General features: G+C 55.4%; 18 protein-coding genes, 1 tRNA gene and 2 rRNA genes. 7 read left to right on the plus strand and 14 right to left on the minus strand.

The window, feature by feature from the left end:
- Nucleotide 1: 1 nt before the first annotated feature.
- From dtd to typA, 4 genes are all read right to left on the minus strand, one after another.
- Nucleotides 2-439, minus strand: coding sequence for a D-aminoacyl-tRNA deacylase (gene dtd, locus AC6I7J_RS19005; protein ID WP_021507113.1), 438 nt, complete (start codon nucleotides 437-439; stop codon nucleotides 2-4).
- Nucleotides 436-1,302: a virulence factor BrkB family protein gene (locus tag AC6I7J_RS19010; protein ID WP_021507114.1), complete on the minus strand. Its 867-nt coding sequence runs from the start codon at nucleotides 1,300-1,302 to the stop codon at nucleotides 436-438. Before AC6I7J_RS19010 ends, dtd begins: the two co-directional genes overlap by 4 nt.
- Nucleotides 1,303-1,308: 6 nt before the next feature.
- The gene (gene yihX / locus AC6I7J_RS19015; RefSeq protein WP_021507115.1) at nucleotides 1,309-1,905 is read right to left on the minus strand and encodes a glucose-1-phosphatase; all 597 of its coding nucleotides are present in this window, start codon (nucleotides 1,903-1,905) and stop codon (nucleotides 1,309-1,311) included.
- Between the two features lie 184 nt (nucleotides 1,906-2,089).
- Nucleotides 2,090-3,910, minus strand: a complete 1,821-nt coding sequence (typA, locus tag AC6I7J_RS19020; RefSeq protein ID WP_058771001.1) for a ribosome-dependent GTPase TypA — start codon at nucleotides 3,908-3,910, stop codon at nucleotides 2,090-2,092.
- A gap of 440 nt (nucleotides 3,911-4,350) precedes the next feature.
- On the opposite strand from typA, the gene glnA reads away from it, so the two are divergent.
- From glnA to AC6I7J_RS19040, 4 genes are all read left to right on the plus strand, one after another.
- A complete protein-coding gene (gene glnA, locus AC6I7J_RS19025; protein WP_031279641.1) occupies nucleotides 4,351-5,760 on the plus strand; it encodes a glutamate--ammonia ligase in 1,410 nt (469 codons plus the stop codon).
- Nucleotides 5,761-5,958: 198 nt separating this feature from the next.
- Nucleotides 5,959-7,008 carry a nitrogen regulation protein NR(II) gene (glnL, locus tag AC6I7J_RS19030; protein ID WP_021507118.1) on the plus strand — a complete coding sequence of 350 codons (1,050 nt, stop codon included), beginning with the start codon at nucleotides 5,959-5,961 and terminating at the stop codon, nucleotides 7,006-7,008.
- 7 nt (nucleotides 7,009-7,015) lie between these two features.
- Nucleotides 7,016-8,425 carry a nitrogen regulation protein NR(I) gene (glnG, locus tag AC6I7J_RS19035; protein ID WP_031279642.1) on the plus strand — a complete coding sequence of 470 codons (1,410 nt, stop codon included), beginning with the start codon at nucleotides 7,016-7,018 and terminating at the stop codon, nucleotides 8,423-8,425.
- 106 nt (nucleotides 8,426-8,531) lie between these two features.
- Nucleotides 8,532-8,657: a YshB family small membrane protein gene (locus AC6I7J_RS19040; RefSeq protein WP_021507120.1), complete on the plus strand. Its 126-nt coding sequence runs from the start codon at nucleotides 8,532-8,534 to the stop codon at nucleotides 8,655-8,657.
- 29 nt (nucleotides 8,658-8,686) lie between these two features.
- Here the strand turns inward: AC6I7J_RS19040 and hemN are convergent, their stop codons facing one another.
- Nucleotides 8,687-10,060 carry an oxygen-independent coproporphyrinogen III oxidase gene (hemN, locus tag AC6I7J_RS19045; protein ID WP_498006440.1) on the minus strand — a complete coding sequence of 458 codons (1,374 nt, stop codon included), beginning with the start codon at nucleotides 10,058-10,060 and terminating at the stop codon, nucleotides 8,687-8,689.
- A gap of 237 nt (nucleotides 10,061-10,297) precedes the next feature.
- Nucleotides 10,298-10,816 carry a Der GTPase-activating protein YihI gene (gene yihI / locus AC6I7J_RS19050; protein ID WP_058775454.1) on the minus strand — a complete coding sequence of 173 codons (519 nt, stop codon included), beginning with the start codon at nucleotides 10,814-10,816 and terminating at the stop codon, nucleotides 10,298-10,300.
- Nucleotides 10,817-11,371: 555 nt separating this feature from the next.
- Between yihI and yihA the strand changes: the two genes are divergently transcribed.
- Nucleotides 11,372-12,013, plus strand: coding sequence for a ribosome biogenesis GTP-binding protein YihA/YsxC (yihA, locus tag AC6I7J_RS19055; RefSeq protein ID WP_031279643.1), 642 nt, complete (start codon nucleotides 11,372-11,374; stop codon nucleotides 12,011-12,013).
- Between the two features lie 87 nt (nucleotides 12,014-12,100).
- Here yihA and spfP read toward each other — a convergent pair whose 3' ends face one another.
- The 5 genes from spfP to AC6I7J_RS19080 form a co-directional block, all read right to left on the minus strand.
- The gene (gene spfP / locus AC6I7J_RS19060) at nucleotides 12,101-12,148 is read right to left on the minus strand and encodes a small protein SpfP (RefSeq protein ID WP_071892919.1); all 48 of its coding nucleotides are present in this window, start codon (nucleotides 12,146-12,148) and stop codon (nucleotides 12,101-12,103) included.
- 275 nt (nucleotides 12,149-12,423) lie between these two features.
- Nucleotides 12,424-15,213 (minus strand): DNA polymerase I, encoded by a 2,790-nt coding sequence (gene polA / locus AC6I7J_RS19065; protein ID WP_498006442.1) that lies wholly within the window; start codon nucleotides 15,211-15,213, stop codon nucleotides 12,424-12,426.
- Nucleotides 15,214-15,636: 423 nt separating this feature from the next.
- A complete protein-coding gene (dsbA, locus tag AC6I7J_RS19070) occupies nucleotides 15,637-16,266 on the minus strand; it encodes a thiol:disulfide interchange protein DsbA (protein WP_021507125.1) in 630 nt (209 codons plus the stop codon).
- A gap of 26 nt (nucleotides 16,267-16,292) precedes the next feature.
- Nucleotides 16,293-17,279 (minus strand): serine/threonine protein kinase, encoded by a 987-nt coding sequence (locus AC6I7J_RS19075; RefSeq protein WP_058775452.1) that lies wholly within the window; start codon nucleotides 17,277-17,279, stop codon nucleotides 16,293-16,295.
- A 46-nt stretch (nucleotides 17,280-17,325) separates the two neighbouring features.
- Nucleotides 17,326-17,601 (minus strand): YihD family protein, encoded by a 276-nt coding sequence (locus AC6I7J_RS19080; RefSeq protein ID WP_021313943.1) that lies wholly within the window; start codon nucleotides 17,599-17,601, stop codon nucleotides 17,326-17,328.
- 71 nt (nucleotides 17,602-17,672) lie between these two features.
- Here AC6I7J_RS19080 and mobA point away from each other — a divergent pair, with 71 nt between their 5' ends.
- Together mobA and mobB are read left to right on the plus strand one after the other, a co-directional pair.
- Entirely contained in the window at nucleotides 17,673-18,245 is a 573-nt protein-coding gene (mobA, locus tag AC6I7J_RS19085; protein ID WP_059011685.1) for a molybdenum cofactor guanylyltransferase MobA, read from the plus strand.
- Nucleotides 18,245-18,748 carry a molybdopterin-guanine dinucleotide biosynthesis protein MobB gene (mobB, locus tag AC6I7J_RS19090; RefSeq protein WP_059011687.1) on the plus strand — a complete coding sequence of 168 codons (504 nt, stop codon included), beginning with the start codon at nucleotides 18,245-18,247 and terminating at the stop codon, nucleotides 18,746-18,748. The genes mobA and mobB overlap by 1 nt, the downstream gene beginning before the upstream one ends.
- An 86-nt stretch (nucleotides 18,749-18,834) precedes the next feature.
- On the opposite strand, the gene rrf is transcribed toward mobB, so the two are convergent.
- The 3 genes from rrf to AC6I7J_RS19105 all read right to left on the minus strand — a co-directional run bounded on the left by rrf (nucleotide 18,835) and on the right by AC6I7J_RS19105 (nucleotide 22,346).
- Nucleotides 18,835-18,950, minus strand: a 5S ribosomal RNA gene (rrf, locus tag AC6I7J_RS19095).
- A 201-nt stretch (nucleotides 18,951-19,151) separates the two neighbouring features.
- Nucleotides 19,152-22,056: ribosomal RNA gene (locus AC6I7J_RS19100) — 23S ribosomal RNA — on the minus strand.
- A 215-nt stretch (nucleotides 22,057-22,271) separates the two neighbouring features.
- A tRNA-Glu gene (locus tag AC6I7J_RS19105) sits at nucleotides 22,272-22,346 on the minus strand.
- Nucleotides 22,347-22,385: the final 39 nt, after the last annotated feature.

Raw genomic sequence — 22,385 nt, forward strand, 5'->3', positions numbered from 1 at the left:
CTCACACCTGTAACCAGAAGGTCACCGGACCATCGTTAATCAGCGAAACCTGCATATTGGCGGCGAAGCGCCCATTGGCGGTGGTGACACCCAGCGCCCGGCAGCGATCGCTGAAGTCGTGATAGAGGCGCTCGGCTTCCGCCGGGTGCGCGCCGCCAGAGAAAGAGGGACGCATGCCTTTTTGCGTGTCGGCCGCCAGGGTGAATTGCGAAACCACCAGCACGCTACCGCCTGTCTGCTGTACGCTGAGATTCATTTTGTCGTTCTCATCGCCAAAGATGCGGTAGCCCAGCACTTTCTCCGCCAGGCGCTGTGATTTCTGCTCGTCATCGCCCTTTTCTACCCCCAGCAGCACCAGCAGACCGGCGCCAATTTCGCCCACCGTGGCGTTATCCACGCTGACGCTGGCGCGCGTCACACGCTGAATCAAAGCAATCATGTTTCCTCTCGTTCTTTATCGCGTTCCTGCTGTTTTAACTGGCGATAGTCATCCAGCGTGACGGTCACTTCCGCGCCTAACAACACAATACACCAGGTCCAGTAAACCCACAGAAACAGGATGGGGATCACCGCCAGCACGCCGTAAATTAACTGATACGAAGGAAACATCGTAACATAGAGCGCAAAGCCTTTTTTGCCCAGCTCGAACAGCAGACCCGCGACCACCGCACCTATCAACGCATCGCGTCCCGGCACGCGCCGCGTCGGCACAATGCTGTACAGCAGCCAGAAGGCGAGAATCGACAAAACCAGCGGGAAGATGCGCAGCGCCTGATCGATCAGGCTGGTGACGCCGGTCACGTTCACCCAGCGCAGCGACAGCAGATAGGAGCTGATAGCCAGACTGGCACCGGCCAGCAGCGGTCCCAGCGTCAGAATCATCCAGTAGACCGCAAAGGAGTAGACCATCGGGCGCGGCTTGTCGCTGCGCCAGATGGCATTGAGCGCGCTGTCGACCGAGTGCATCAGCAGCAGCGCAGTGACAATCAGCCCGACCGCCCCCACCGCCGTCATTTTGTTGACGTTGGCGACAAACTGATCGAGATAGCGCTGAATCACATCCCCGGCGGCTGGCATGAAGTTAGTGAAGATGAAGTTCTTCAGCTGCACGCTGATGTCCGAGAACACCGGGAAGGCGGCAAACAGCGCGAATACCACGGCAATCAGCGGCACCAGCGCCAGCAGTGACACGTAGGCCAGGTTACCAGCCTGCGTGGTCATGTTGTCTTCATCGATGCGGCGCCACAGCAGTTTGATCCACAGGAAAAACGCATGCGCCGAGTGGCGCAGATGAGTTCGCATGGTCACTCAGCGACGGCTCGCAAACCAGTCAGGCACGGTTTTCGCATCTTCGACCAGCACGCTCTCAATACCCAGCGCGCGCGCCGCATCAACATTGGCCTGGTTGTCATCAAAGAATACCGCCTGATCGGCGGTGAAGCCTTCATGCTCCAGTACGTAGTGCCAGATGCGCGCTTCTGGTTTGCGCATGCCGATATCCTGCGACATATAGATGTGGTCGGCAGCCTGCTGCACTTCCGGATACTGCGTTGGCCAGAACTCGAAATGCAGCTGGTTGGTGTTAGACAGAATCACCACGCGCTCGCCGCTGGCGCGCAGCTGGTTCATGATCGCCAGTGTTTCCGGACGCACGCCGACAAACACCGCCTGCCAGCCAGCGGTGAACTGCGGATAGCTCAGGGCAATATCGAGCTGGTCACACAGCCGCGCGGCAAACTCCGGGTCGCTGATTTCGCCCCGCTCGTGCTGCTCGAAAGTCTCGTCCATGCGAAAACGACTCTGCAGCGTGGCAAGCGGCACGCGTCCCAGATCGCTCCAGACGCCGAGTACCCGATTGAAATCGATATCAACAATCACATTGCCTAAATCAAAGATGTACAGCATGACACCTCTCCTCTACGTTCCCTGGATCATTCACTCTAGCGGTAAAAGGCAAGCCTGAACAGGTACGCTTAGGGGAAATCCGCATTCCGCAAGCGGGGTCTGATTTCGTGCGGGTCGCGCTGCCTCAGACGGCAGGCAAAAAAAAAGCCCCGCGGGTGCGGGGCTCATTATCAGACGATTTCGCTTACTCTTTGCTGCCGCGAGACGCGCGTTTGCGATCGTTCTCGGTCAGGTGGCGTTTACGAATACGTACTGACTGCGGCGTCACTTCTACCAGTTCGTCGTCATCGATGAACTCGATAGCCTGCTCCAGCGTCATTTTCTGCGGTGGTACCAGGGTGGTAGCTTCGTCAGTACCTGACGCACGCATGTTGGTCAGTTTCTTACCGGTCAGGCAGTTTACGGTCAGGTCGTTAGAACGGCTGTGAATACCGATGATCTGGCCTTCATACACTTCCGCACCGTGACCGAGGAACAGCTTACCGCGATCCTGCAGGCCGAACAGGGCGAAGGCAACCGCTTTACCCTGACCGTTGGAGATCAGCACGCCGTTCTGACGCTGGCCCACTTCGCCCGGACGCACGTCGTCGTAGTGGCTGAAGGTGGAGTACAGCAGACCGGTACCGGAAGTCATGGTCATGAATTCGTTACGGAAGCCGATCAGACCACGGCTTGGGATCACGTAGTCGAGACGTACGCGGCCTTTACCATCCGGATCCATGTTTTTCAGGTCGCCTTTACGCTCACCCATCGCCTGCATCACTGAACCCTGATGGGTTTCTTCGATGTCGAGGGTAACGTTTTCGAATGGCTCCTGCTTGCGGCCTTCGAATTCACGGTAGATAACTTTCGGACGGGATACCGCCAGCTCGTAGCCTTCACGACGCATATTCTCGATCAGAACTGACAGGTGCAGCTCACCACGACCGGATACGCGGAATGCATCAGCATCTTCAGTTTCTTCTACGCGCAGCGCTACGTTGTGCACCAGCTCTTTGTTCAGACGCTCAAGGATCTGACGCGACGTCACAAACTTACCTTCTTTACCACAGAACGGTGAGGTGTTGACGTTGAAGAACATGGTTACGGTTGGCTCATCCACGCTCAGCGCTGGCAGCGCTTCCACATTCTGCGTGTCGCAGATGGTGTCGGAGATGTTCAGCTCGCCCAGACCGGTAATAGCGATGATGTCGCCCGCTTCAGCCAGATCGGATTCAATACGCTCCAGACCCAGATGGCCCAGCACTTTACCGACTTTCGCGTTACGGGTTTTCCCTTCGCTGTCGATCACAGTAACCTGCTGGTTTGGCTTCACTTTACCGCGCTTGATGCGGCCGATACCGATTACGCCGAGGTAGTTGTTGTAGTCCAGCTGCGAGATCTGCATCTGCAGGGGGGCTTCAACTTCAACCTGCGGTGGAGAAACGTGGTCGACGATGGCCTGATACAGCGGGGTCATGTCGTCAGCCATGTCGGTGTGATCCAGACCGGCGATACCATTCAGCGCAGACGCATAAATGATCGGGAAATCGAGCTGCTCGTCGGTCGCATCGAGGTTGACGAACAGGTCAAATACCTGGTCAACAACCCAGTCCGGACGCGCGCCAGGACGGTCAACTTTGTTGATCACTACAATCGGCTTCAAACCGTGGGCAAAGGCTTTCTTGGTTACGAAGCGGGTTTGCGGCATAGGGCCATCCATCGCGTCTACAACCAGCAGCACCGAATCCACCATGGACATGACGCGCTCAACTTCACCACCGAAGTCGGCGTGTCCCGGGGTATCAACGATGTTGATACGGTAGTCGTTCCATTTGATGGCGGTGTTTTTCGCGAGGATGGTAATCCCACGCTCTTTCTCCAAATCGTTGGAGTCCATCACGCGCTCAGTCGCTTCGGTACGGGCATCAAAAGTACCGGACTGTTGCAGCAGTTTGTCAACCAGGGTGGTCTTACCATGGTCAACGTGCGCGATGATGGCGATGTTACGCAAATTTTCGATCACAGCTTTGCCTCAGGCATTATAGAAATAACGCGGTATTGTACACGGATTAAGCGAAAGACTGAACATGATCACAGTTTTCGCCGAAAGATTCTCGCAGTGCGCGTTTTTAGCACCAATAACGGTGCATTAAGCTGCACTTTGATGGCGCTTTGCACCATTTAAGTGCTTACCCCTAAACTGACGGCACTATTTTGGTGCATTCCATCCACGCTGGTGCAGCCGTCGTCTCACCGCAGGGCGCATCACAGCGCCATTTTCACCATTGTAATAAAGTTGGCACAGAATTCGCTTTATATCTTTTAAGCGAAAACGACAGTTGCACAACGGTTGAAGAGCTTGCCGAGATCTTGGTCAGGGGTGGTCAGTAGTCGTGACACATTCCCGGCAACAGAAGTTCTCTCACCACGACGACAAAATGACCATTTCCAGGAGAGTTGAGTATGTCCGCTGAACACGTTCTCTCGATGATGAACGAGCACGAAGTTAAGTTTGTTGACCTGCGTTTTACCGATACCAAAGGTAAAGAACAGCACGTTACTATCCCTGCTCACCAGGTTAACGCTGACTTCTTCGAAGAAGGCAAAATGTTCGATGGCTCTTCCATCGGCGGCTGGAAAGGCATTAACGAATCAGACATGGTGCTGATGCCGGATGCAACAACTGCCGTAATGGATCCGTTCTTCGAAGATCCGACGCTCATCATCCGCTGTGACATTCTCGAGCCAGGCACGCTGCAGGGCTACGATCGCGACCCGCGCTCCATTGCCAAGCGCGCAGAAGAGTTCCTGCGTTCTTCCGGCATCGCCGACACCGTACTGTTCGGACCTGAGCCAGAGTTCTTCCTGTTTGACGACATCCGTTTCGGCTCTTCAACTTCCGGCTCACACGTGGCTATCGACGACATCGAAGCAGCCTGGAACACCGGTAAAGAGTACGAAGGCGGTAACAAAGGTCACCGTCCAGGTCTGAAAGGCGGCTACTTCCCGGTGCCACCGGTTGACTCATCACAGGACATCCGTTCTGCCATGTGTCTGACCATGGAGCAGATGGGTCTGGTGGTAGAAGCGCATCACCACGAAGTGGCTACTGCTGGTCAGAACGAAGTGGCTACCCGCTTCAACACCATGACCAAGAAAGCTGACGAAATTCAGATCTACAAATATGTCGTGCACAACGTCGCGCACGCCTACGGCAAAACGGCTACCTTTATGCCGAAGCCGATGTTTGGCGACAACGGTTCCGGTATGCACTGCCACATGTCACTGTCTAAAGGCGGTGTAAACCTGTTCTCTGGCGACAAATACGGCGGCCTGTCTGAAACTGCCCTGTTCTACATCGGCGGTATCATCAAGCACGCTAAAGCCATCAACGCCCTGGCAAACCCGACCACCAACTCATACAAGCGTCTGGTCCCAGGCTACGAAGCACCGGTAATGCTGGCTTACTCAGCACGTAACCGTTCTGCCTCTATCCGTATCCCGGTAGTGGCCAGCCCGAAAGCACGTCGTATCGAAGCGCGTTTCCCGGATCCAGCGGCTAACCCATACCTGGCGTTCACCGCACTGCTGATGGCCGGCCTCGACGGCGTGATCAACAAGATCCACCCTGGCGATGCGATGGACAAAAACCTGTACGACCTGCCGCCGGAAGAAGAAGCTGAGATTCCAAAAGTGGCCGGTTCACTGGAAGAAGCGCTGAACGCACTGAACGAAGACCGCGAGTTCCTGACCCGTGGCGGCGTGTTCACCGACGACGCTATCGATGCTTACATCGAACTGCGTAAAGCTGACAACGACCGCGTACGCATGACGCCGCACCCGGTTGAGTTCGAACTGTACTACAGCGTTTAATCCTTAAAAGATTCGCGCAGATGCACCGTAGCCGCCAACGCCGCGACGGTGCTAATCCTGGCGCTGAAGATTTTTTGTTGCCGTGGAAACTTTAGCCCATCTCCGGATGGGCTTTTTTCACCGCGAATTCATCGTTCGACGAATAGATTTGCGTCCCCAAAGGCTATAATGCACTAATTTAGTGCAGAGGAACGCTGTATGGCAACTGGCACGCTGCCCGACGCGGGGCAGATTCTCAACTCCCTGATCAACAGTATTTTGCTGGTCGATAACGATCTGGTTATCCACTACGCCAACCCGGCGGCCCAGCAATTACTGGCGCAAAGCTCACGAAAATTGTTCGGCACGCCCTTACCGGAACTTACCGGCTATTTTTCGCTGAACATTGAGGTAATGAGCGAGAGTTTAGGGGCAGGCCAGGGCTTTACCGATAGCGAAGTCACGTTAGTGGTGGATGGCCGCGCGCACATTATGTCGCTCACGGCACAGCGTCTACCCGACGGATTTATTCTGCTGGAAATGGCGCCGATGGATAATCAGCGTCGTCTCAGCCAGGAGCAAATTCAGCATGCCCAGCAGGTTGCCGCGCGCGATCTGGTACGCGGCCTGGCGCACGAAATTAAAAACCCGCTCGGCGGATTGCGCGGCGCGGCGCAGCTGTTATCGCGCGCCCTGCCCGATCCGGCGCTGAATGAATATACCAAAGTGATTATTGAGCAGGCCGACCGGCTGCGTAACCTGGTCGACCGCCTGCTGGGTCCGCAGCAGCCCGGACTGCACGTGACCCAGAGCATCCATCAGGTGGCTGAACGTGTGGTTAACCTGGTGTCGATGGAGCTGCCGGAAAACGTCTCGCTGGTGCGTGATTATGACCCCAGCCTGCCGGAGCTGCCACACGACCCGGACCAGATTGAGCAGGTGCTGCTCAACGTGGTGCGTAATGCGCTGCAGGCGCTGGGCGAAGCGGGCGGCACCATTGTCATCCGTACCCGTACCGCGTTTCAGCTGACGTTACACGGCACGCGTTACCGGCTAGTGGCGCGTATCGACATTGAAGATGATGGCCCGGGCATTCCGGCCCAGCTGCAAGATACGCTGTTCTATCCGATGGTCAGCGGACGCGAAGGCGGCACCGGTTTAGGTCTCTCTATCGCCCGCAGCCTGATCGATCAGCATTCGGGAAAAATTGAATTTAACAGTTGGCCAGGCCACACCGAATTCTCGGTTTACCTGCCTATTCGCCAGTGAGGTTTCTATGCAACGAGGGATAGTCTGGATCGTCGATGACGATAGCTCCATCCGCTGGGTGCTTGAACGTGCGCTCACTGGAGCCGGTTTAAGCTGCGCCACCTTTGACAGCGGCAACGAGGTGCTGGATGCGCTCTCGACCAAAACCCCGGACGTATTATTGTCGGATATTCGTATGCCAGGCATGGATGGTCTGGCACTGCTGAAGCAGATCAAACAGCGTCATCCGATGCTGCCGGTCATCATTATGACCGCGCATTCGGACCTCGACGCGGCGGTCAGCGCTTATCAGCAGGGCGCGTTTGATTACCTGCCAAAGCCGTTTGATATTGATGAAGCGGTCGCACTGGTAGAGCGCGCCATCAGTCACTATCAGGAGCAGCAGCAGCCGCGCAATCAGCCGGTAAGCGGCCCGACCACCGACATCATCGGCGAAGCGCCGGCGATGCAGGATGTCTTCCGCATCATCGGCCGTCTGTCGCGTTCGTCGATCAGCGTGCTGATCAACGGCGAGTCCGGTACCGGTAAAGAGCTGGTCGCGCATGCGCTGCATCGCCACAGCCCGCGTGCCAAATCCCCGTTTATCGCGCTGAATATGGCGGCGATCCCGAAGGATTTGATCGAATCGGAGCTGTTTGGCCACGAGAAAGGCGCGTTTACTGGCGCGAACCAGATTCGTCAGGGCCGCTTTGAGCAGGCCGACGGCGGCACGCTGTTTCTCGACGAAATCGGTGATATGCCGCTGGATGTGCAGACGCGCCTGCTGCGCGTGCTGGCCGATGGCCAGTTCTATCGTGTTGGTGGCTATGCGCCGGTCAAAGTGGATGTGCGCATCATCGCCGCTACCCACCAGAATCTGGAACTGCGCGTGCAGGAAGGCAAATTCCGTGAGGACCTGTTCCATCGCCTCAACGTGATTCGCGTGCATCTGCCGCCGCTGCGTGAACGTCGCGAGGATATCCCGCGTCTGGCGCGCTACTTCCTGCAGGTCGCAGCGCGTGAGCTGGGCGTAGAAGCGAAAATTCTGCATCCGGAGACCGAAGCCGCGCTGACGCGACTGCACTGGTCGGGTAACGTGCGCCAGCTGGAGAACACCTGCCGCTGGCTGACGGTCATGGCCGCAGGCCAGGAAGTGCTGATTCAGGATCTGCCGCCGGAGCTGTTTGAGTCGAGTACGCCGGAAAATCCGGTGCAGTCGCTGCCGGACAGCTGGGCAACGCTGCTGGCGCAGTGGGCAGACCGCGCGCTGCGTTCCGGTCATCAAAACCTGCTGTCAGAAGCACAGCCGGAGATGGAGCGTACGCTGCTGACCACTGCCCTGCGTCATACGCAGGGCCACAAGCAGGAAGCGGCACGTTTACTGGGCTGGGGCCGTAATACGCTCACGCGTAAACTGAAAGAACTGGGCATGGAATAACGCGGAAAAGTGTAAAAGGATTATTTATTGCACACTTTCTGCGCGTAACATCTGTACAGACCGGTGCCGTTCAGTATCATACGGGCGGCAATCGGGAGAGGCTAACATGTTGCAATCTGTCATCCAGCTGATCGCGCATAACGTGGCGGCAATCGGTAATGCTGTGACTCACTCACCGCAAACCGCGCTGGCCGCCGTGGTCTGCGCCATCAGCGTCAGTCTGTTCAGTTAACATAAAGGGAGCGCTGGCTCCCTTTATGCTTAAATTACCCGCGAAAATTGCTGCATCCGTGCTTTCTGCCGCAGATAGCGGTCAAAGCACATGCAGATGTTGCGAATCAGCAGACGGCCAATGCCGGTGACCTGCAGCCGGCGCTCACCCATCTCAAGCAAGCCGTCCGCCACCAGCGGCGCCAGCAGCGCTAAATCCTCAGCAAAATAGCGTTCAAACACCACTGGCCACCGGGCTTCGATGTCGGCAAAATCCAGCGCAAAGTTACAGATCAGCGCTTTGATTACATCCCGCCGCAGACAATCATCTTCGCTGAGAGATAAGCCGCGCCACAGCGCATGGCCCTGCTGCTCAACGCTGGCATACCAGGCTTTTAACTCTTTCTGATTCTGCGCATAGCTGTCGCCCAGCATGCTGATGGCCGAAACGCCCAGCCCGAGCAGTTCGGTTTCGCCCTGCGTGGTGTAACCCTGGAAGTTGCGATGCAGTACGCCGGCGTGCTGTGCCACCGCCAGTTCATCATCCGGTTTGGCAAAATGGTCCATGCCAATAAACTGGTAACCCGCACCGGTCAGCGTCGCGATGGTTTGCTGCAGGATTTGCAGCTTCTGCGCCGCCGTCGGCAGCTCCTCATCTTTGATTTTGCGCTGAGCGGCAAACAGCGCAGGCATGTGCGCATAGTTGAAGACGCTGAGGCGATCCGGATTGAGCGCAATCACCCGCTGTAGCGTAAAGGCAAAGCTCTCTGGCGTCTGCAGCGGCAGGCCGTAGATTAAATCCAGACTGACTGAGCGGAATCCCTGCGCGCGGGCACGCTGCACCAGGGCGAAAATGGTCTCTTCATCCTGAACGCGGTTAACCCGCTCCTGCACCGCCTTGTTGAAATCCTGCACGCCCATGCTCAGACGATTGAAGCCCTCTGCGCGCAGATGATCGATCATCTCCAGCTCAATTTCACGCGGATCGACTTCGATCGACATCTCAACGTCGTCAGCGATGTCGAAATGGCTGCGCAGCAGCGCCACCAGCCGGCTGACCTGCTGCTGATTAAGGAAGGTAGGCGTGCCGCCGCCCCAGTGCAGCTGCGTAACGCGACGGCCGGCAAACAGAGGAGCGCGCTGACGAATCTCCTGCGCCAGAACCTCCAGATAGCGATCGGCCTTGTGCAGCTGGCGCGTCACGATTTTATTGCAGCCGCAGAAGTAACACAGACGATGGCAGAACGGGATATGCACATACAGCGATAGCGCGCGCTCGGGATAGCGCTCAACCGCGCGCTGAAAATCGCTCGCGCCAAAGCTTTCACTGAATTCCAGCGCGGTGGGATAGGAAGTGTAACGCGGACCGGCGTAATTGTATTTTTCGATGAGCCGCTGATCCCACTCAATCTGCTGCGATGACATGCTCACTCCTTACGGTGACGTCGTCTGAGGGCGGGTCGCGTGGCAGAAGAGGAGACGAAGCGCTGGGCGGAACGCCGCCGTAAGCGCGATTTCAGCCGCGACAGGCGGCGTAGTTTAAACAATAACCACAGCAGATAACATGTCAGCAGCAGCGCTAAAATTGATCCAGGCCAAAACATAGGTGAATACCTGTTTAGCGCGGCATGCGCAAAGCCGCATGCCGATCAAAAATGGCGGTTAGTGGCCCTTAAGCAGGCGCATCATATCCTCTTCTGCCTGCTCGTCTTCGGCGTCGTCGTCCAGCGCAATGCCCAGCGTTTCCATCAGCTCGTCAATGCGATCCAGCGTCTCATCCAGCCACGCCTGATCTTCTGCGCTCAGGGTTTCGCCGCTCTCAAGGCGATCGAGCAGCGTGTCGAGACGCTCATCGTTCTCCAGCTTCGCCAGCTCTTCCTGCGGCGTCAGACGCACTTTTTCGGCTTTGGGCTTTGGCTTCGCCACTTTCTTCTCGGGCAGGGTTTTGCCGTCCGCCACCAGCGCGACTGGCTTTTTGCTGCCCACGCGCGGATCGGCGCTCTTTTGGCTGTGCCCTTTACCGGCGCTCTGCGTTTCCGGGTTGGCGCGGCTGCCGGATTTGTGGCCGCTGTGCTTTTTATCGCGCTTGCGATCGCGGGCTTCCTGGTTCAGTTCTTCACGCGATTTGCGTTTCGCTTTAGCAGCAGGTTTGCCACGCTGGGCTGGTGCAGGTTGCTTCATGTGTTCGGTCTCGGCGATGCCTGGTGAGTTCAGTATAGAATTGCGGCGAAATCTAGCAGAAAGATGACAAAGAAAAAAGGCGATAGCCTGTGCTATCGCCTTATTTCGCACCTTCATACGAAGGAAACACGCGTCAAATCCTTTACGGCTCACAACGTCCCGGTTGCTCCATCGCCACATCGCTCCTGCGAGTAATCCCTGTCCCTGTCCGATTCCTGCCTGAATCGCTCTCCTGCCATGCTCGCGGTCATCCCCGACGCTCCTGAGCTCATCATCCTGATGGGTGCTGCCGTGCACTGACAACAAATGTAGACCAAACAGTAAATTGAACAAGTGAGACTTGTCTCTAATTTAGAGCGGTCTTTTTCATGCTTAACGTAAGTTATTGAAAATAAACAGTAATATAACGAATGAATGTTGCATGAATCCGTCATCACTGGTAGCAGTTAGCGGCGATCTCTTACAAAATGGCGCGTTAAGACGCCTGTCGGGCACTTTTGCGCCATAACAGGTATAATCAGCGCCATTGCCCGATCATTCTGCTGGAGTTTTACATTGTCTGCTTTGAACTATCACGTCACCCATTTCATGCTCAGCGCGCCGGATATTCGTCATCTACCGGCGGATACGGGCATTGAAGTTGCCTTTGCCGGGCGCTCAAATGCAGGCAAATCCAGCGCGCTGAATACCCTGACCAACCAGAAAAGCCTGGCGCGTACCAGTAAAACACCAGGCCGAACGCAGCTGATTAACCTGTTTGAAGTGGTGGAAGGCAAACGCCTGGTGGATTTACCAGGTTACGGTTATGCGGAAGTCCCGGAAGAGATGAAGCGTAAATGGCAGCGCGCGCTGGGTGAATATTTGCAGAAACGTCAGGCCCTGAAAGGACTGGTGGTACTGATGGATATCCGCCATCCGCTTAAAGATCTCGATCAGCAAATGGTTGAGTGGGCGGTGCAGAGCGGTATTCCAGTTATGATTCTGCTGACTAAAGCCGACAAGCTGGCTTCCGGTGCCCGTAAAGCGCAGCTGAACATGGTGCGTGAGGCATCGCTGGCATTTATGGGCGATGTCCAGGTCGAGATGTTCTCATCGCTGAAAAAACTGGGCGTCGATAAGCTGCGTCAGAAACTTGATACCTGGTTTAGCGAGCTGACTCCGGCGCAGGAAGGCGACGGTGAAGCGCTGTCAGAGTAGCGCCTGAGCGGACCTTTGCGTCCGCTTTTTTTCAGAAAAAGCCCAATAAAAAACGCCCCAGTCATAAATGACTGGGGCGGCTAATATTCAGCCAAATCCGATTACGTGAAGTAAAAGGTCTGAAAGATAGAACATCTTACCTCTGTACCCTACGCGATGAACTTTACCCGATTTTTTCTGACCAACAAAGGGTTTTTTGTTGTTAAGTTTCAGAATTCGACATCTTTTTTACCAGCTTCGTCACATTTTCGCGCAGGGCATGTAGTTTAATTACCAAAAAAATGCTTAGCCGATAAGCAGTTACTTAACCTGTATTTTACCGGCAGTTTTGATGACCGGCTGAACCGATTAAGTAAACTTTTTTCTTATGACGCTGCCCGCCACCAGCATCTGTGGCGAGCAGCGGGCCCTTAGTGCGCCTGATCCCAGTTATCGCCGGTTCCCACTTCAACCTGCAGCGGTACATCCAGCTTCATGCTGTTCTCCATCAGTTCGCGGATCGTCTGGCTGGCACCTGCGACGGCATCTTTGTGGATCTCAAATACCAGTTCATCGTGTACCTGCATGATCATTTTCACCTCATCACTGTTCTGCTGCAGCAGCCAGCCGTCAACGGCGATCATGGCACGTTTGATGATGTCCGCCGCGGTGCCCTGCATCGGTGCGTTGATCGCCGCACGTTCGGCAGCTTTACGGCGAATGGCATTGCTGGAGTTGATGTCCGGCAGCCACAGACGACGACCATCCAGCGTCTCGACGTATCCCTTATCCGCGGCTTGCGCGCGCGTCGCTTCCATATAACGCAGCACGCCCGGATAGCGCTCAAAGTAGAGATCCATGTACTTCTTCGCTTCGCCGGCACCAATGTTCAGCTGACGCGACAAACCAAATGCGCTCATGCCATAAATCAGTCCGAAGTTAATCGCTTTCGCACTGCGGCGCTGCTCACCGGAAACCTTGCTCAGCGCCACACCAAACACTTCGGACGCCGTGGCGCGGTGGATATCCTCACCCTGCGCGAACGCATCCAGCAGGCCTTTGTCCTGCGACAGGTGCGCCATAATTCGCAGCTCAATCTGCGAATAGTCGGCGGCTACGATGCGCTTATCCGCGCCTGCAATAAACGCCTGACGAATGCGCCGTCCCTCTTCGTTGCGCACCGGAATGTTTTGCAGGTTCGGGTCGGTCGAGGAGAGTCGTCCGGTGGCCGTCACCGCCTGGTGATAAGAGGTATGCACCCGACCGGTGATCGGATTGATCATCTGCGGCAGCTTATCGGTGTAAGTGGATTTCAGCTTCGACAGGCCGCGATGCTCAAGAATCACTTTCGGCAGCGGATAGTCGAGCGCCAGCTCAGCCAGCACTTCTTCACTGGTCGATGGCGCGCCGCCCGGCGTTTTCTTCGTCGGCTTAATCCCCTGCTTCTCAAACAGAATGGTTTGCAGCTGTTTGGTGGAGGAGAGGTTGAAAGGCTCGCCGGCCAGCTCATGCGCCTTCTGCTCCAGCTCGGCCAGACGCGTGGTCAGCTCCTGCGAATGTTTCGCGAGGATGTTCTGATCGATCAGCACACCGTTGCGCTCTACGCGGGAAATGACCGTCACCAGCGGCATCTCAATCGCCTCGAATACCTGCTTCGGACCGGCTTCCTGCTCCAGCTTCGGCCACATCTGCAGGTGCAGCTGCAGCGTGACGTCAGCGTCTTCTGCCGCATAGTGCGCCGCCTGCTCAAGCGCGATCTGATTGAAGGTGAGCTGATTTTTACCTTTACCGGCGATTTCTTCGAAAGTGACGGTTTTGTGGTTAAGCCAGCGGGCCGCCAGGCTGTCCATGTCATGCTTGCCGCCGACGCTGTTCAGGCAGTAAGACTCCAGCATGGTGTCGAATTTGATGCCGTTCAGCTCAATATCGTAATTTTTCAGTACGCCACGATCGTACTTCAGGTTCTGCCCGACCTTCGCTGCTTTACTGTCCTCCAGCAGCGGTTTCAGCTGCTTCAGCACCGCGGCGCGATCCAGCTGCGGTGGCGCGTCAAGATAGTCATGCGCCAACGGCAGGTAAGCGGCCTCGCCCGGTGCCACGGCGAAGGCAATGCCGACAATATTGGCGCTCAGGGTATCCAGCGAATCGGTTTCCAGGTCAAAAGCAAACACGTCGGCGCTTTGCAGTTTTTTCAGCCAGTCGGCAAAGGTCGCCTCGTCGAGGATGGTGACATAGCCGTCGGATGACAGCACGCTGACCGTTTCCGCTGCGGCCACGACGGGTTCATCCGGCAGCGATTTCTGCGCCTGGCTATTACTCTTTTTACCCTGCAGCCATTTTCCTTCCTGCAGATCGGCTAGCCAGCGTTTGAACTCATAGCGGCTGAACAGCGTCTGCAATGCTTCAACATCAGGCTCGTTAACCGTCAGTTGCTCGCAGGCCAGCTCCAGTTCCACATCGGTTTTGATGGTCGCCAGCTGGTAGGAGAGAAACGCCACATCGCGATTCTGCTCCAGCTTCGCCGCCATGGTTTTTGCTCCACGGAAGGAGAGCCCGGCCACTTTATCAAGGTTGTCGTAGATGGATTGCATGCCGCCCAGCCCCTGCAGCAGCGCCTGTGCGGTTTTCTCGCCCACGCCCGGAACGCCCGGGATGTTGTCCGAGCTGTCGCCCATCATGGCGAGGAAATCGATAATCAGCGAAGGCGGCACACCGTATTTCTGCTCGACTTCTTCCGGACCGAGCACGGTGTTAGTCATGGTGTTGATCAGGGTAATGCCCGGCGTCACCAGCTGCGCCATATCTTTATCGCCGGTGCTGATCAGCACCGCACGCCCCTGCTTTTCCGCTTCCAGCGCCAGCGTGCCAATCACGTCATCGGCTTCCACGCCGGACACCGCCAGCAGCGGCAGCCCCATGGCTTTTACCATCTCATGCAGCGGCGCGATTTGCGCGCGTAAATCGTCCGGCATCGGTGGACGATGCGATTTGTAATTTTCAAACAGCTCATCGCGGAACGTTTTGCCTTTGGCATCGAAGACCACAGCCACATGGCTGGGTTGATACTGCATCAGCAGGCTTTTCAGCATGTTGAGCACACCATACATGGCGCCGGTTGGCTCACCCGCACTGTTGGTCAGCGGCGGAAAGGCATGATATGCACGGTAGAGGTAGGAAGAGCCATCTACCAGAATCAGGGGATTTTCTGCAATTTGCGCCATAGGTTTGTATTTTCTTCGTTGCGATAATCAGGGTTATAAGGATGCCACAACCAGCGAACAATGTTGAAGTAACAGCAGAAAGTGAGGATCTTTTTCGCGGTTACGCGGCGCGGATCGCAAGGATCATCTTGTGGATAACTTTGTGCGTAAAATTCATAACGTATTGTTATTTACGTTAATTGCAATCATTTTACGATTAAAATTTTTTTACAATCAGTCAGTTATAATCTTGCCGTGATACGAAACACCTTTTTAAAAAGGCGATCGTCTATGTGGATATTAAGCGAAAGGGTAATCAAAAAACGCTGGCGGTGAGGGATGAATAGCTTAGTGAATTAAGGATGTGGTGTGGGTTGTTTTCACTGTAGCGGCGGGTGATAACCGCGCCGCTACAGCATAAGCCATCGCGTTTTCAGCGCTTAATTACTTTTTCTCAACCAGGAATTTCACGACGTTGGCATAATCCGCCACGAAGTTATCCATTGAGCTGGTGTCCAGGCCGCCGTTGTTAACCATGTATTTGCCGTTAACAAAAATCGCCGGTACGCCCTGCAGATTAACATCCGAAGCCGCTTTCTGCTGCTGTGCAACCAGCGCCTTCACGGCGAAGCTGTTCCACGCTGCATCGTAATCTTCAGAGGTAATACCCGCTGCTTTAATGAAGGTTTCTTTCAGGCTGGCTGCGTCGGTAATGGTCTGGGTCTTCTGGATGCCGTCGAAAATCGGTGCGGTCACTTTATCTTCCACACCCAGCGCCATTGCCACTGCCCACGCATGCGTGACCACCGGACCGAAGTCGCCGCCGAGGAAATCAACGTGATATTTGGTCACTTTGGTGTCCGCTGGCAGATTTTTTCTTACCGCATCGCTGACGTGGTAAATGCGTTCAAACTGGTAGCAGTGCGGGCAGAAGAAGGAGAAGAATTCCATAACCTGCGGCTCACCGGCGACCGGTTTTGGCAGCGTAACGTACTGTTTACCGTCGTTGAACTGTGCCGCTGAGGCGCTAAATGCCAGCATCAAACCTACCAGCGCAAACCAAATCTTTTTCATCGTGAGAACATCTCCTGAGTACTTCATTAAAATTGCGGGCTAAGCTGTAACGGCGGTTCGTGTAACAGCCTTTCCTGCTCGATAAATAGTGCAATCTGCCGGCGCCAGAAGTCCTCATCGGTCATCCAGGGGAAGGCGCGCGGAAAAGCGGGATCCTGCCAGCGGCGTACCACCCAGGCCAGATAATAAACCATGCGCATGGCGCGTAAAGACTCAATCAGTGTCAATTCGTGTAAATCGAAATCACCAAATTCGTTATACGCTTCCAGCAAAATATCCCACTGGATCAATTGTTCCTGACGGCTGCCGTTCACCAGCATCCACAAATCCTGCACAGCCGGACCGGTGCGCGCGTCATCGAGATCGACAAACATCGGCCCATCGCGCCACAGAATATTGCCGGGATGGCAGTCACCGTGCAGCCGGAGCGGTTGCCACTGGCTATGCCAGCTCTGCTGCAGCGTGGCGCTGAGTTTATCTAACGCCTTCAGTAGCGCATCCTTCAGCGAGGCGGGCACCAGCGCGCTCTGTTCCAGCTGCAGACGTGGCTCAACCACATACTCCTGCAGGCCCAGAGTGGGCCGCTGGCGGAACGGGCTGTGGCGTCCGGTTTGATGGATACGGCCAAGGAAACGACCTACCCACTCCATTTGCTCTTCATTGTCGGTTTCATACTGCCGGCCACCGAGGCTGGGGAACACCGCGAACATAAAGCCAGCGTGCTGATTGAGCGTATTGCCCTGCAGCGCCAGCGGTGCGGCAACCGGCACTTCATCATCCAGCAGATCCTGAGCAAACCGATGCTCTTCAGCGATCTGCGCGGCGCTCCAGCGTTGCGGACGATAAAACTTAGCGACATAGCGTCGCTTATCCTCATCGCTGAACTGATAGACGCGGTTTTCGTAGCTGTTCAGGGCGGTTAAGCCGGACTCGACCCGCAGACCGGCATCCCAGAGCGCATCGAGGATGACGTCGGGATTCAGCGTCTGAAAATTAAAAGCGGCTTCGCTCATCATTGTGCCTATGTGTTACCTGTGCGTTGAACGCGCAAGGATAACACTACTCATCATCCTTGATCACACCGCGCGCACGTAATAGCGCGCTTTTGAAGTCCACTTCATAATCTTTCTTCAGACCCGGGATCACAGCCTGACTACCGGCATCACGCATTTTGAGATGGTAAATCAATACGTCATCGCTTAATTCACTTAATGGGCCACTGAAACCTGATTCCTGCGCCAGTTTTTGTAAAAATGCCAGCAGGTTGAGATCGGGTTCTTGCTGCCAGGCAGGCTGCAGCAGTTCGAGCAGTTCATTGAGTCGGTGATATTTCATCATTGATTCCTTTGCGCAGGTGGTTCGCTACCGCGAGTTAAGTATCGTCCAGAATAAACAGGGAGACGAAGATGACCGCATTTACCGGTGTGATCCTCGCAGGCGGGCAAGGCAGCCGTATGGGAGGTCAGGATAAGGGCTTGCTGCCATTACAGGGCAAACCGCTTTATCAGCACGTTCTGCAGCGTTTACAGCCGCAGGTCAATATTGTGTTGATTAGCGCCAACCGTAACATTGATCGTTATCAGGCAAGTGGTTGTCAGGTGATTCGTGATTCGCTGCCTGATTATCCCGGTCCGCTGGCAGGCATGCTCAGCGGCCTGCGGCACAGCCAGACCGAATGGGTGGCGTTTTGTGCCTGCGATACGCCGTGGCTACCGCAGGATTTTGTTGCACGGCTGTGGCAGCAGCGTGGTGCAGCAGCCGCCGTGTGGGTGACATCGGGTCAGCGTGATCATCCGGCGCTGGCTTTGGTGCATCGTGCGCTGGCTGATAATCTGGAAGCGTGGCTGCTGCGCGGAGAACGCCGTCTGATGCAGTTTATGTGTGAACATGGCGGACACAGCGTACTGTTTGATGATGATGAAGCCGCCTTCCGCAATATCAATACGCCTGACGATTTGGTTAATGAGGAAAGTTCGTGATGAGTGTGCCGTTACTGGCGGTGGTGGGCTGGAGTGGCACCGGCAAAACCACCCTGTTACAACAGGTGATTCCGCTACTGAGAGCGCAGGGCATTCGCCCCGGGCTGATCAAGCATACCCATCATCAGATGGACATCGATACGCCGGGAAAAGACAGTTATCTGCTGCGCAAAGCGGGAGCCGATCAGGTGATCGTCGCCAGCGAGAATCGCTGGGCGTTGATGTGTGAAACGCCACAGCAGCCGCTAAGTTTGATGGAGCTGGCAGGCCGTATGGACGCTGACGCGCTGGATCTGGTGCTGGTCGAGGGGTTTAAACAGGAACCCGTGCCCAGGATGGTGCTATGGCGGCGCGGCGTTAAGGGAGAAATTGATGAATTGCTGGATGACTGGGTGATTGCCGTAGCGACGGATGAAGCGTTAGCGCTTCAGGTACCGGTGCTGGATATCAATCAGCCTGATCAGGTTGCAGAGTATATTGTTCAGTGGCTAAAAAACCGTTAATCACACGTTTTTCGGCGGGAAATTTTCCGGAGTACGGACGTAAAAAAGCCCCGGACTCTCGTCCGGGGCTTCCTTACTGGTTTGATGCCTGGCAGTTCCCTACTCTCGCATGGGGAGGCCCCACACTACCATCGGCGCTACGGCGTTTCACTTCTGAGTTCGGCATGGGGTCAGGTGGGACCACCGCGCTGTTGCCGCCAGGCAAATTCTGGTGCGCGAAACGAATCTTTTTCACTGATGCCGCGTTGGCCGCCCTCGTAAAGTCAGTCACATACTCGTGTATGCTCCTTCCTTTCCTTCGGCCTGCCGCCTCGCCTCAGCGCAAAATCTTTCGTTTCCGCTAATTTTTCCGTCACAAGCTGAAAATTTCCGGTCTCTCAGACCAAAACGCCTCTGGCGTTGTAAGGTTAAGCCTCACGGGTCATTAGTACCGGTTAGCTCAACGCATCGCTGCGCTTACACACCCGGCCTATCAACGTCGTCGTCTTCAACGTCCCTTCAGGACCCTTAAAGGGTCAGGGAGAACTCATCTCGGGGCAAGTTTCGTGCTTAGATGCTTTCAGCACTTATCTCTTCCGCACTTAGCTACCGGGCAGTGCCATTGGCATGACAACCCGAACACCAGCGGTGCGTTCACTCCGGTCCTCTCGTACTAGGAGCAACCCCCCTCAATTCTCCAGCGCCCACGGCAGATAGGGACCGAACTGTCTCACGACGTTCTAAACCCAGCTCGCGTACCACTTTAAACGGCGAACAGCCGTACCCTTGGGACCTACTTCAGCCCCAGGATGTGATGAGCCGACATCGAGGTGCCAAACACCGCCGTCGATATGAACTCTTGGGCGGTATCAGCCTGTTATCCCCGGAGTACCTTTTATCCGTTGAGCGATGGCCCTTCCATTCAGAACCACCGGATCACTATGACCTGCTTTCGCACCTGCTCGAGCCGTCACTCTCGCAGTCAAGCTGGCTTATGCCATTGCACTAACCTCCTGATGTCCGACCAGGATTAGCCAACCTTCGTGCTCCTCCGTTACGCTTTGGGAGGAGACCGCCCCAGTCAAACTACCCACCAGACACTGTCCGCAGCCCGGATTACGGGCCTACGTTAGAACATCAAACATTAAAGGGTGGTATTTCAAGGTTGGCTCCACGCAGACTGGCGTCCACGCTTCAAAGCCTCCCACCTATCCTACACATCAAGGCTCAATGTTCAGTGTCAAGCTATAGTAAAGGTTCACGGGGTCTTTCCGTCTTGCCGCGGGTACACTGCATCTTCACAGCGATTTCAATTTCACTGAGTCTCGGGTGGAGACAGCCTGGCCATCATTACGCCATTCGTGCAGGTCGGAACTTACCCGACAAGGAATTTCGCTACCTTAGGACCGTTATAGTTACGGCCGCCGTTTACCGGGGCTTCGATCAAGAGCTTCTCCTTGCGGATAACCCCATCAATTAACCTTCCGGCACCGGGCAGGCGTCACACCGTATACGTCCACTTTCGTGTTTGCACAGTGCTGTGTTTTTAATAAACAGTTGCAGCCAGCTGGTATCTTCGACTGGCCTCGGCTCCGGGAGCAAGTCCCTTCACCTACGCGCCAGCGTGCCTTCTCCCGAAGTTACGGCACCATTTTGCCTAGTTCCTTCACCCGAGTTCTCTCAAGCGCCTTGGTATTCTCTACCTGACCACCTGTGTCGGTTTGGGGTACGATTTCGTGTTACCTGGAGCTTAGAGGCTTTTCCTGGAAGCAGGGCATCAGTTACTTCACCGCCGTAGCGGCTCGTCGTCACGCCTCAGTGTTAAAGAAGACCGGATTTGCCTGGTCTTCACACCTGCACGCTTAAACCGGGACAACCGTCGCCCGGATAACCTAGCCTTCTCCGTCCCCCCTTCGCAGTAACACCAAGTACAGGAATATTAACCTGTTTCCCATCGACTACGCTTTTCAGCCTCGCCTTAGGGGTCGACTCACCCTGCCCCGATTAACGTTGGACAGGAACCCTTGGTCTTCCGGCGAGCGGGCTTTTCACCCGCTTTATCGTTACTTATGTCAGCATTCGCACTTCTGATACCTCCAGCATGCCTCACAGCACACCTTCAGCGGCTTACAGAACGCTCCCCTACCCAACAACACATAGTGTCGCTGCCGCAGCTTCGGTGCATGGTTTAGCCCCGTTACATCTTCCGCGCAGGCCGACTCGACCAGTGAGCTATTACGCTTTCTTTAAATGATGGCTGCTTCTAAGCCAACATCCTGGCTGTCTGTGCCTTCCCACATCGTTTCCCACTTAACCATGACTTTGGGACCTTAGCTGGCGGTCTGGGTTGTTTCCCTCTTCACGACGGACGTTAGCACCCGCCGTGTGTCTCCCGTGATAACATTCTCCGGTATTCGCAGTTTGCATCGGGTTGGTAAGCCGGGATGGCCCCCTAGCCGAAACAGTGCTCTACCCCCGGAGATGAGTTCACGAGGCGCTACCTAAATAGCTTTCGGGGAGAACCAGCTATCTCCCGGTTTGATTGGCCTTTCACCCCCAGCCACAAGTCATCCGCTAATTTTTCAACATTAGTCGGTTCGGTCCTCCAGTTAGTGTTACCCAACCTTCAACCTGCCCATGGCTAGATCACCGGGTTTCGGGTCTATACCCTGCAACTTAACGCCCGGTTAAGACTCGGTTTCCCTTCGGCTCCCCTATGCGGTTAACCTTGCTACAGAATATAAGTCGCTGACCCATTATACAAAAGGTACGCAGTCACCTAACAAGTAGGCTCCCACTGCTTGTACGTACACGGTTTCAGGTTCTGTTTCACTCCCCTCGCCGGGGTTCTTTTCGCCTTTCCCTCACGGTACTGGTTCACTATCGGTCAGTCAGGAGTATTTAGCCTTGGAGGATGGTCCCCCCATGTTCAGACAGGATACCACGTGTCCCGCCCTACTCGTCGGACTCACAACCTGTGCATCTTCGTGTACGGGGCTGTCACCCGGTATCGCGCGACTTTCCAGACGCTTCCACTGATGCACAAGCTGATTCAGGTCCTGGGCTGCTCCCCGTTCGCTCGCCGCTACTGGGGGAATCTCGGTTGATTTCTTTTCCTCGGGGTACTTAGATGTTTCAGTTCCCCCGGTTCGCCTCGTTTGACTATGTATTCATCAAACGATGATGCACAGAGTGCACCGGGTTTCCCCATTCGGACATCGACGGCTGTAGCGGTTCATATCACCTTACCGTCGCTTTTCGCAGATTAGCACGTCCTTCATCGCCTCTGACTGCCAGGGCATCCACCGTGTACGCTTAGTCGCTTAACCTCACAACCCACAGGCGTTTTGCAACGCTGCGGACTGCAAGCATTTGAGAGACCCGAACGCATCGTTAATTTCATTCTTATTACGGAGAATGAACACGACGCGTCGTTTCAAATTTTCAGCTTGTTCCGGATTGTTAAAGAGCAATATCTCAAACACGACGTTACCGTCAGTTTTGAGATATTCTGTGGAGACACCTTTCACCTGTCACCAAGCAGTGGCGTCCCCTAGGGGATTCGAACCCCTGTTGCCGCCGTGAAAGGGCGGAGTCCTAACCGCTAGACGAAGGGGACACAAAGTGTCACGACTTCGCAGCCGTCCTGCTCGTTACT

The sequence above is a fragment of the Type-C symbiont of Plautia stali genome (assembly GCF_059730935.1).

Excerpts from the sequence above, each read along its gene's own strand:
- dtd (WP_021507113.1), bottom strand. The coding sequence starts at position 439 with ATGATTGCTTTGATTCAGCGTGTGACGCGCGCCAGCGTCAGCGTGGAT.
- AC6I7J_RS19010 (WP_021507114.1), bottom strand. The coding sequence starts at position 1,302 with ATGCGAACTCATCTGCGCCACTCGGCGCATGCGTTTTTCCTGTGGATC.
- yihX (WP_021507115.1), bottom strand. The coding sequence starts at position 1,905 with ATGCTGTACATCTTTGATTTAGGCAATGTGATTGTTGATATCGATTTC.
- glnA (WP_031279641.1), top strand. The coding sequence starts at position 4,351 with ATGTCCGCTGAACACGTTCTCTCGATGATGAACGAGCACGAAGTTAAG.
- glnL (WP_021507118.1), top strand. The coding sequence starts at position 5,959 with ATGGCAACTGGCACGCTGCCCGACGCGGGGCAGATTCTCAACTCCCTG.
- glnG (WP_031279642.1), top strand. The coding sequence starts at position 7,016 with ATGCAACGAGGGATAGTCTGGATCGTCGATGACGATAGCTCCATCCGC.
- AC6I7J_RS19040 (WP_021507120.1), top strand. The coding sequence starts at position 8,532 with ATGTTGCAATCTGTCATCCAGCTGATCGCGCATAACGTGGCGGCAATC.
- hemN (WP_498006440.1), bottom strand. The coding sequence starts at position 10,060 with ATGTCATCGCAGCAGATTGAGTGGGATCAGCGGCTCATCGAAAAATAC.
- yihI (WP_058775454.1), bottom strand. The coding sequence starts at position 10,816 with ATGAAGCAACCTGCACCAGCCCAGCGTGGCAAACCTGCTGCTAAAGCG.
- polA (WP_498006442.1), bottom strand. The coding sequence starts at position 15,213 with ATGGCGCAAATTGCAGAAAATCCCCTGATTCTGGTAGATGGCTCTTCC.
- dsbA (WP_021507125.1), bottom strand. The coding sequence starts at position 16,266 with ATGAAAAAGATTTGGTTTGCGCTGGTAGGTTTGATGCTGGCATTTAGC.
- AC6I7J_RS19075 (WP_058775452.1), bottom strand. The coding sequence starts at position 17,279 with ATGAGCGAAGCCGCTTTTAATTTTCAGACGCTGAATCCCGACGTCATC.
- AC6I7J_RS19080 (WP_021313943.1), bottom strand. The coding sequence starts at position 17,601 with ATGAAATATCACCGACTCAATGAACTGCTCGAACTGCTGCAGCCTGCC.
- mobA (WP_059011685.1), top strand. The coding sequence starts at position 17,673 with ATGACCGCATTTACCGGTGTGATCCTCGCAGGCGGGCAAGGCAGCCGT.
- mobB (WP_059011687.1), top strand. The coding sequence starts at position 18,245 with ATGAGTGTGCCGTTACTGGCGGTGGTGGGCTGGAGTGGCACCGGCAAA.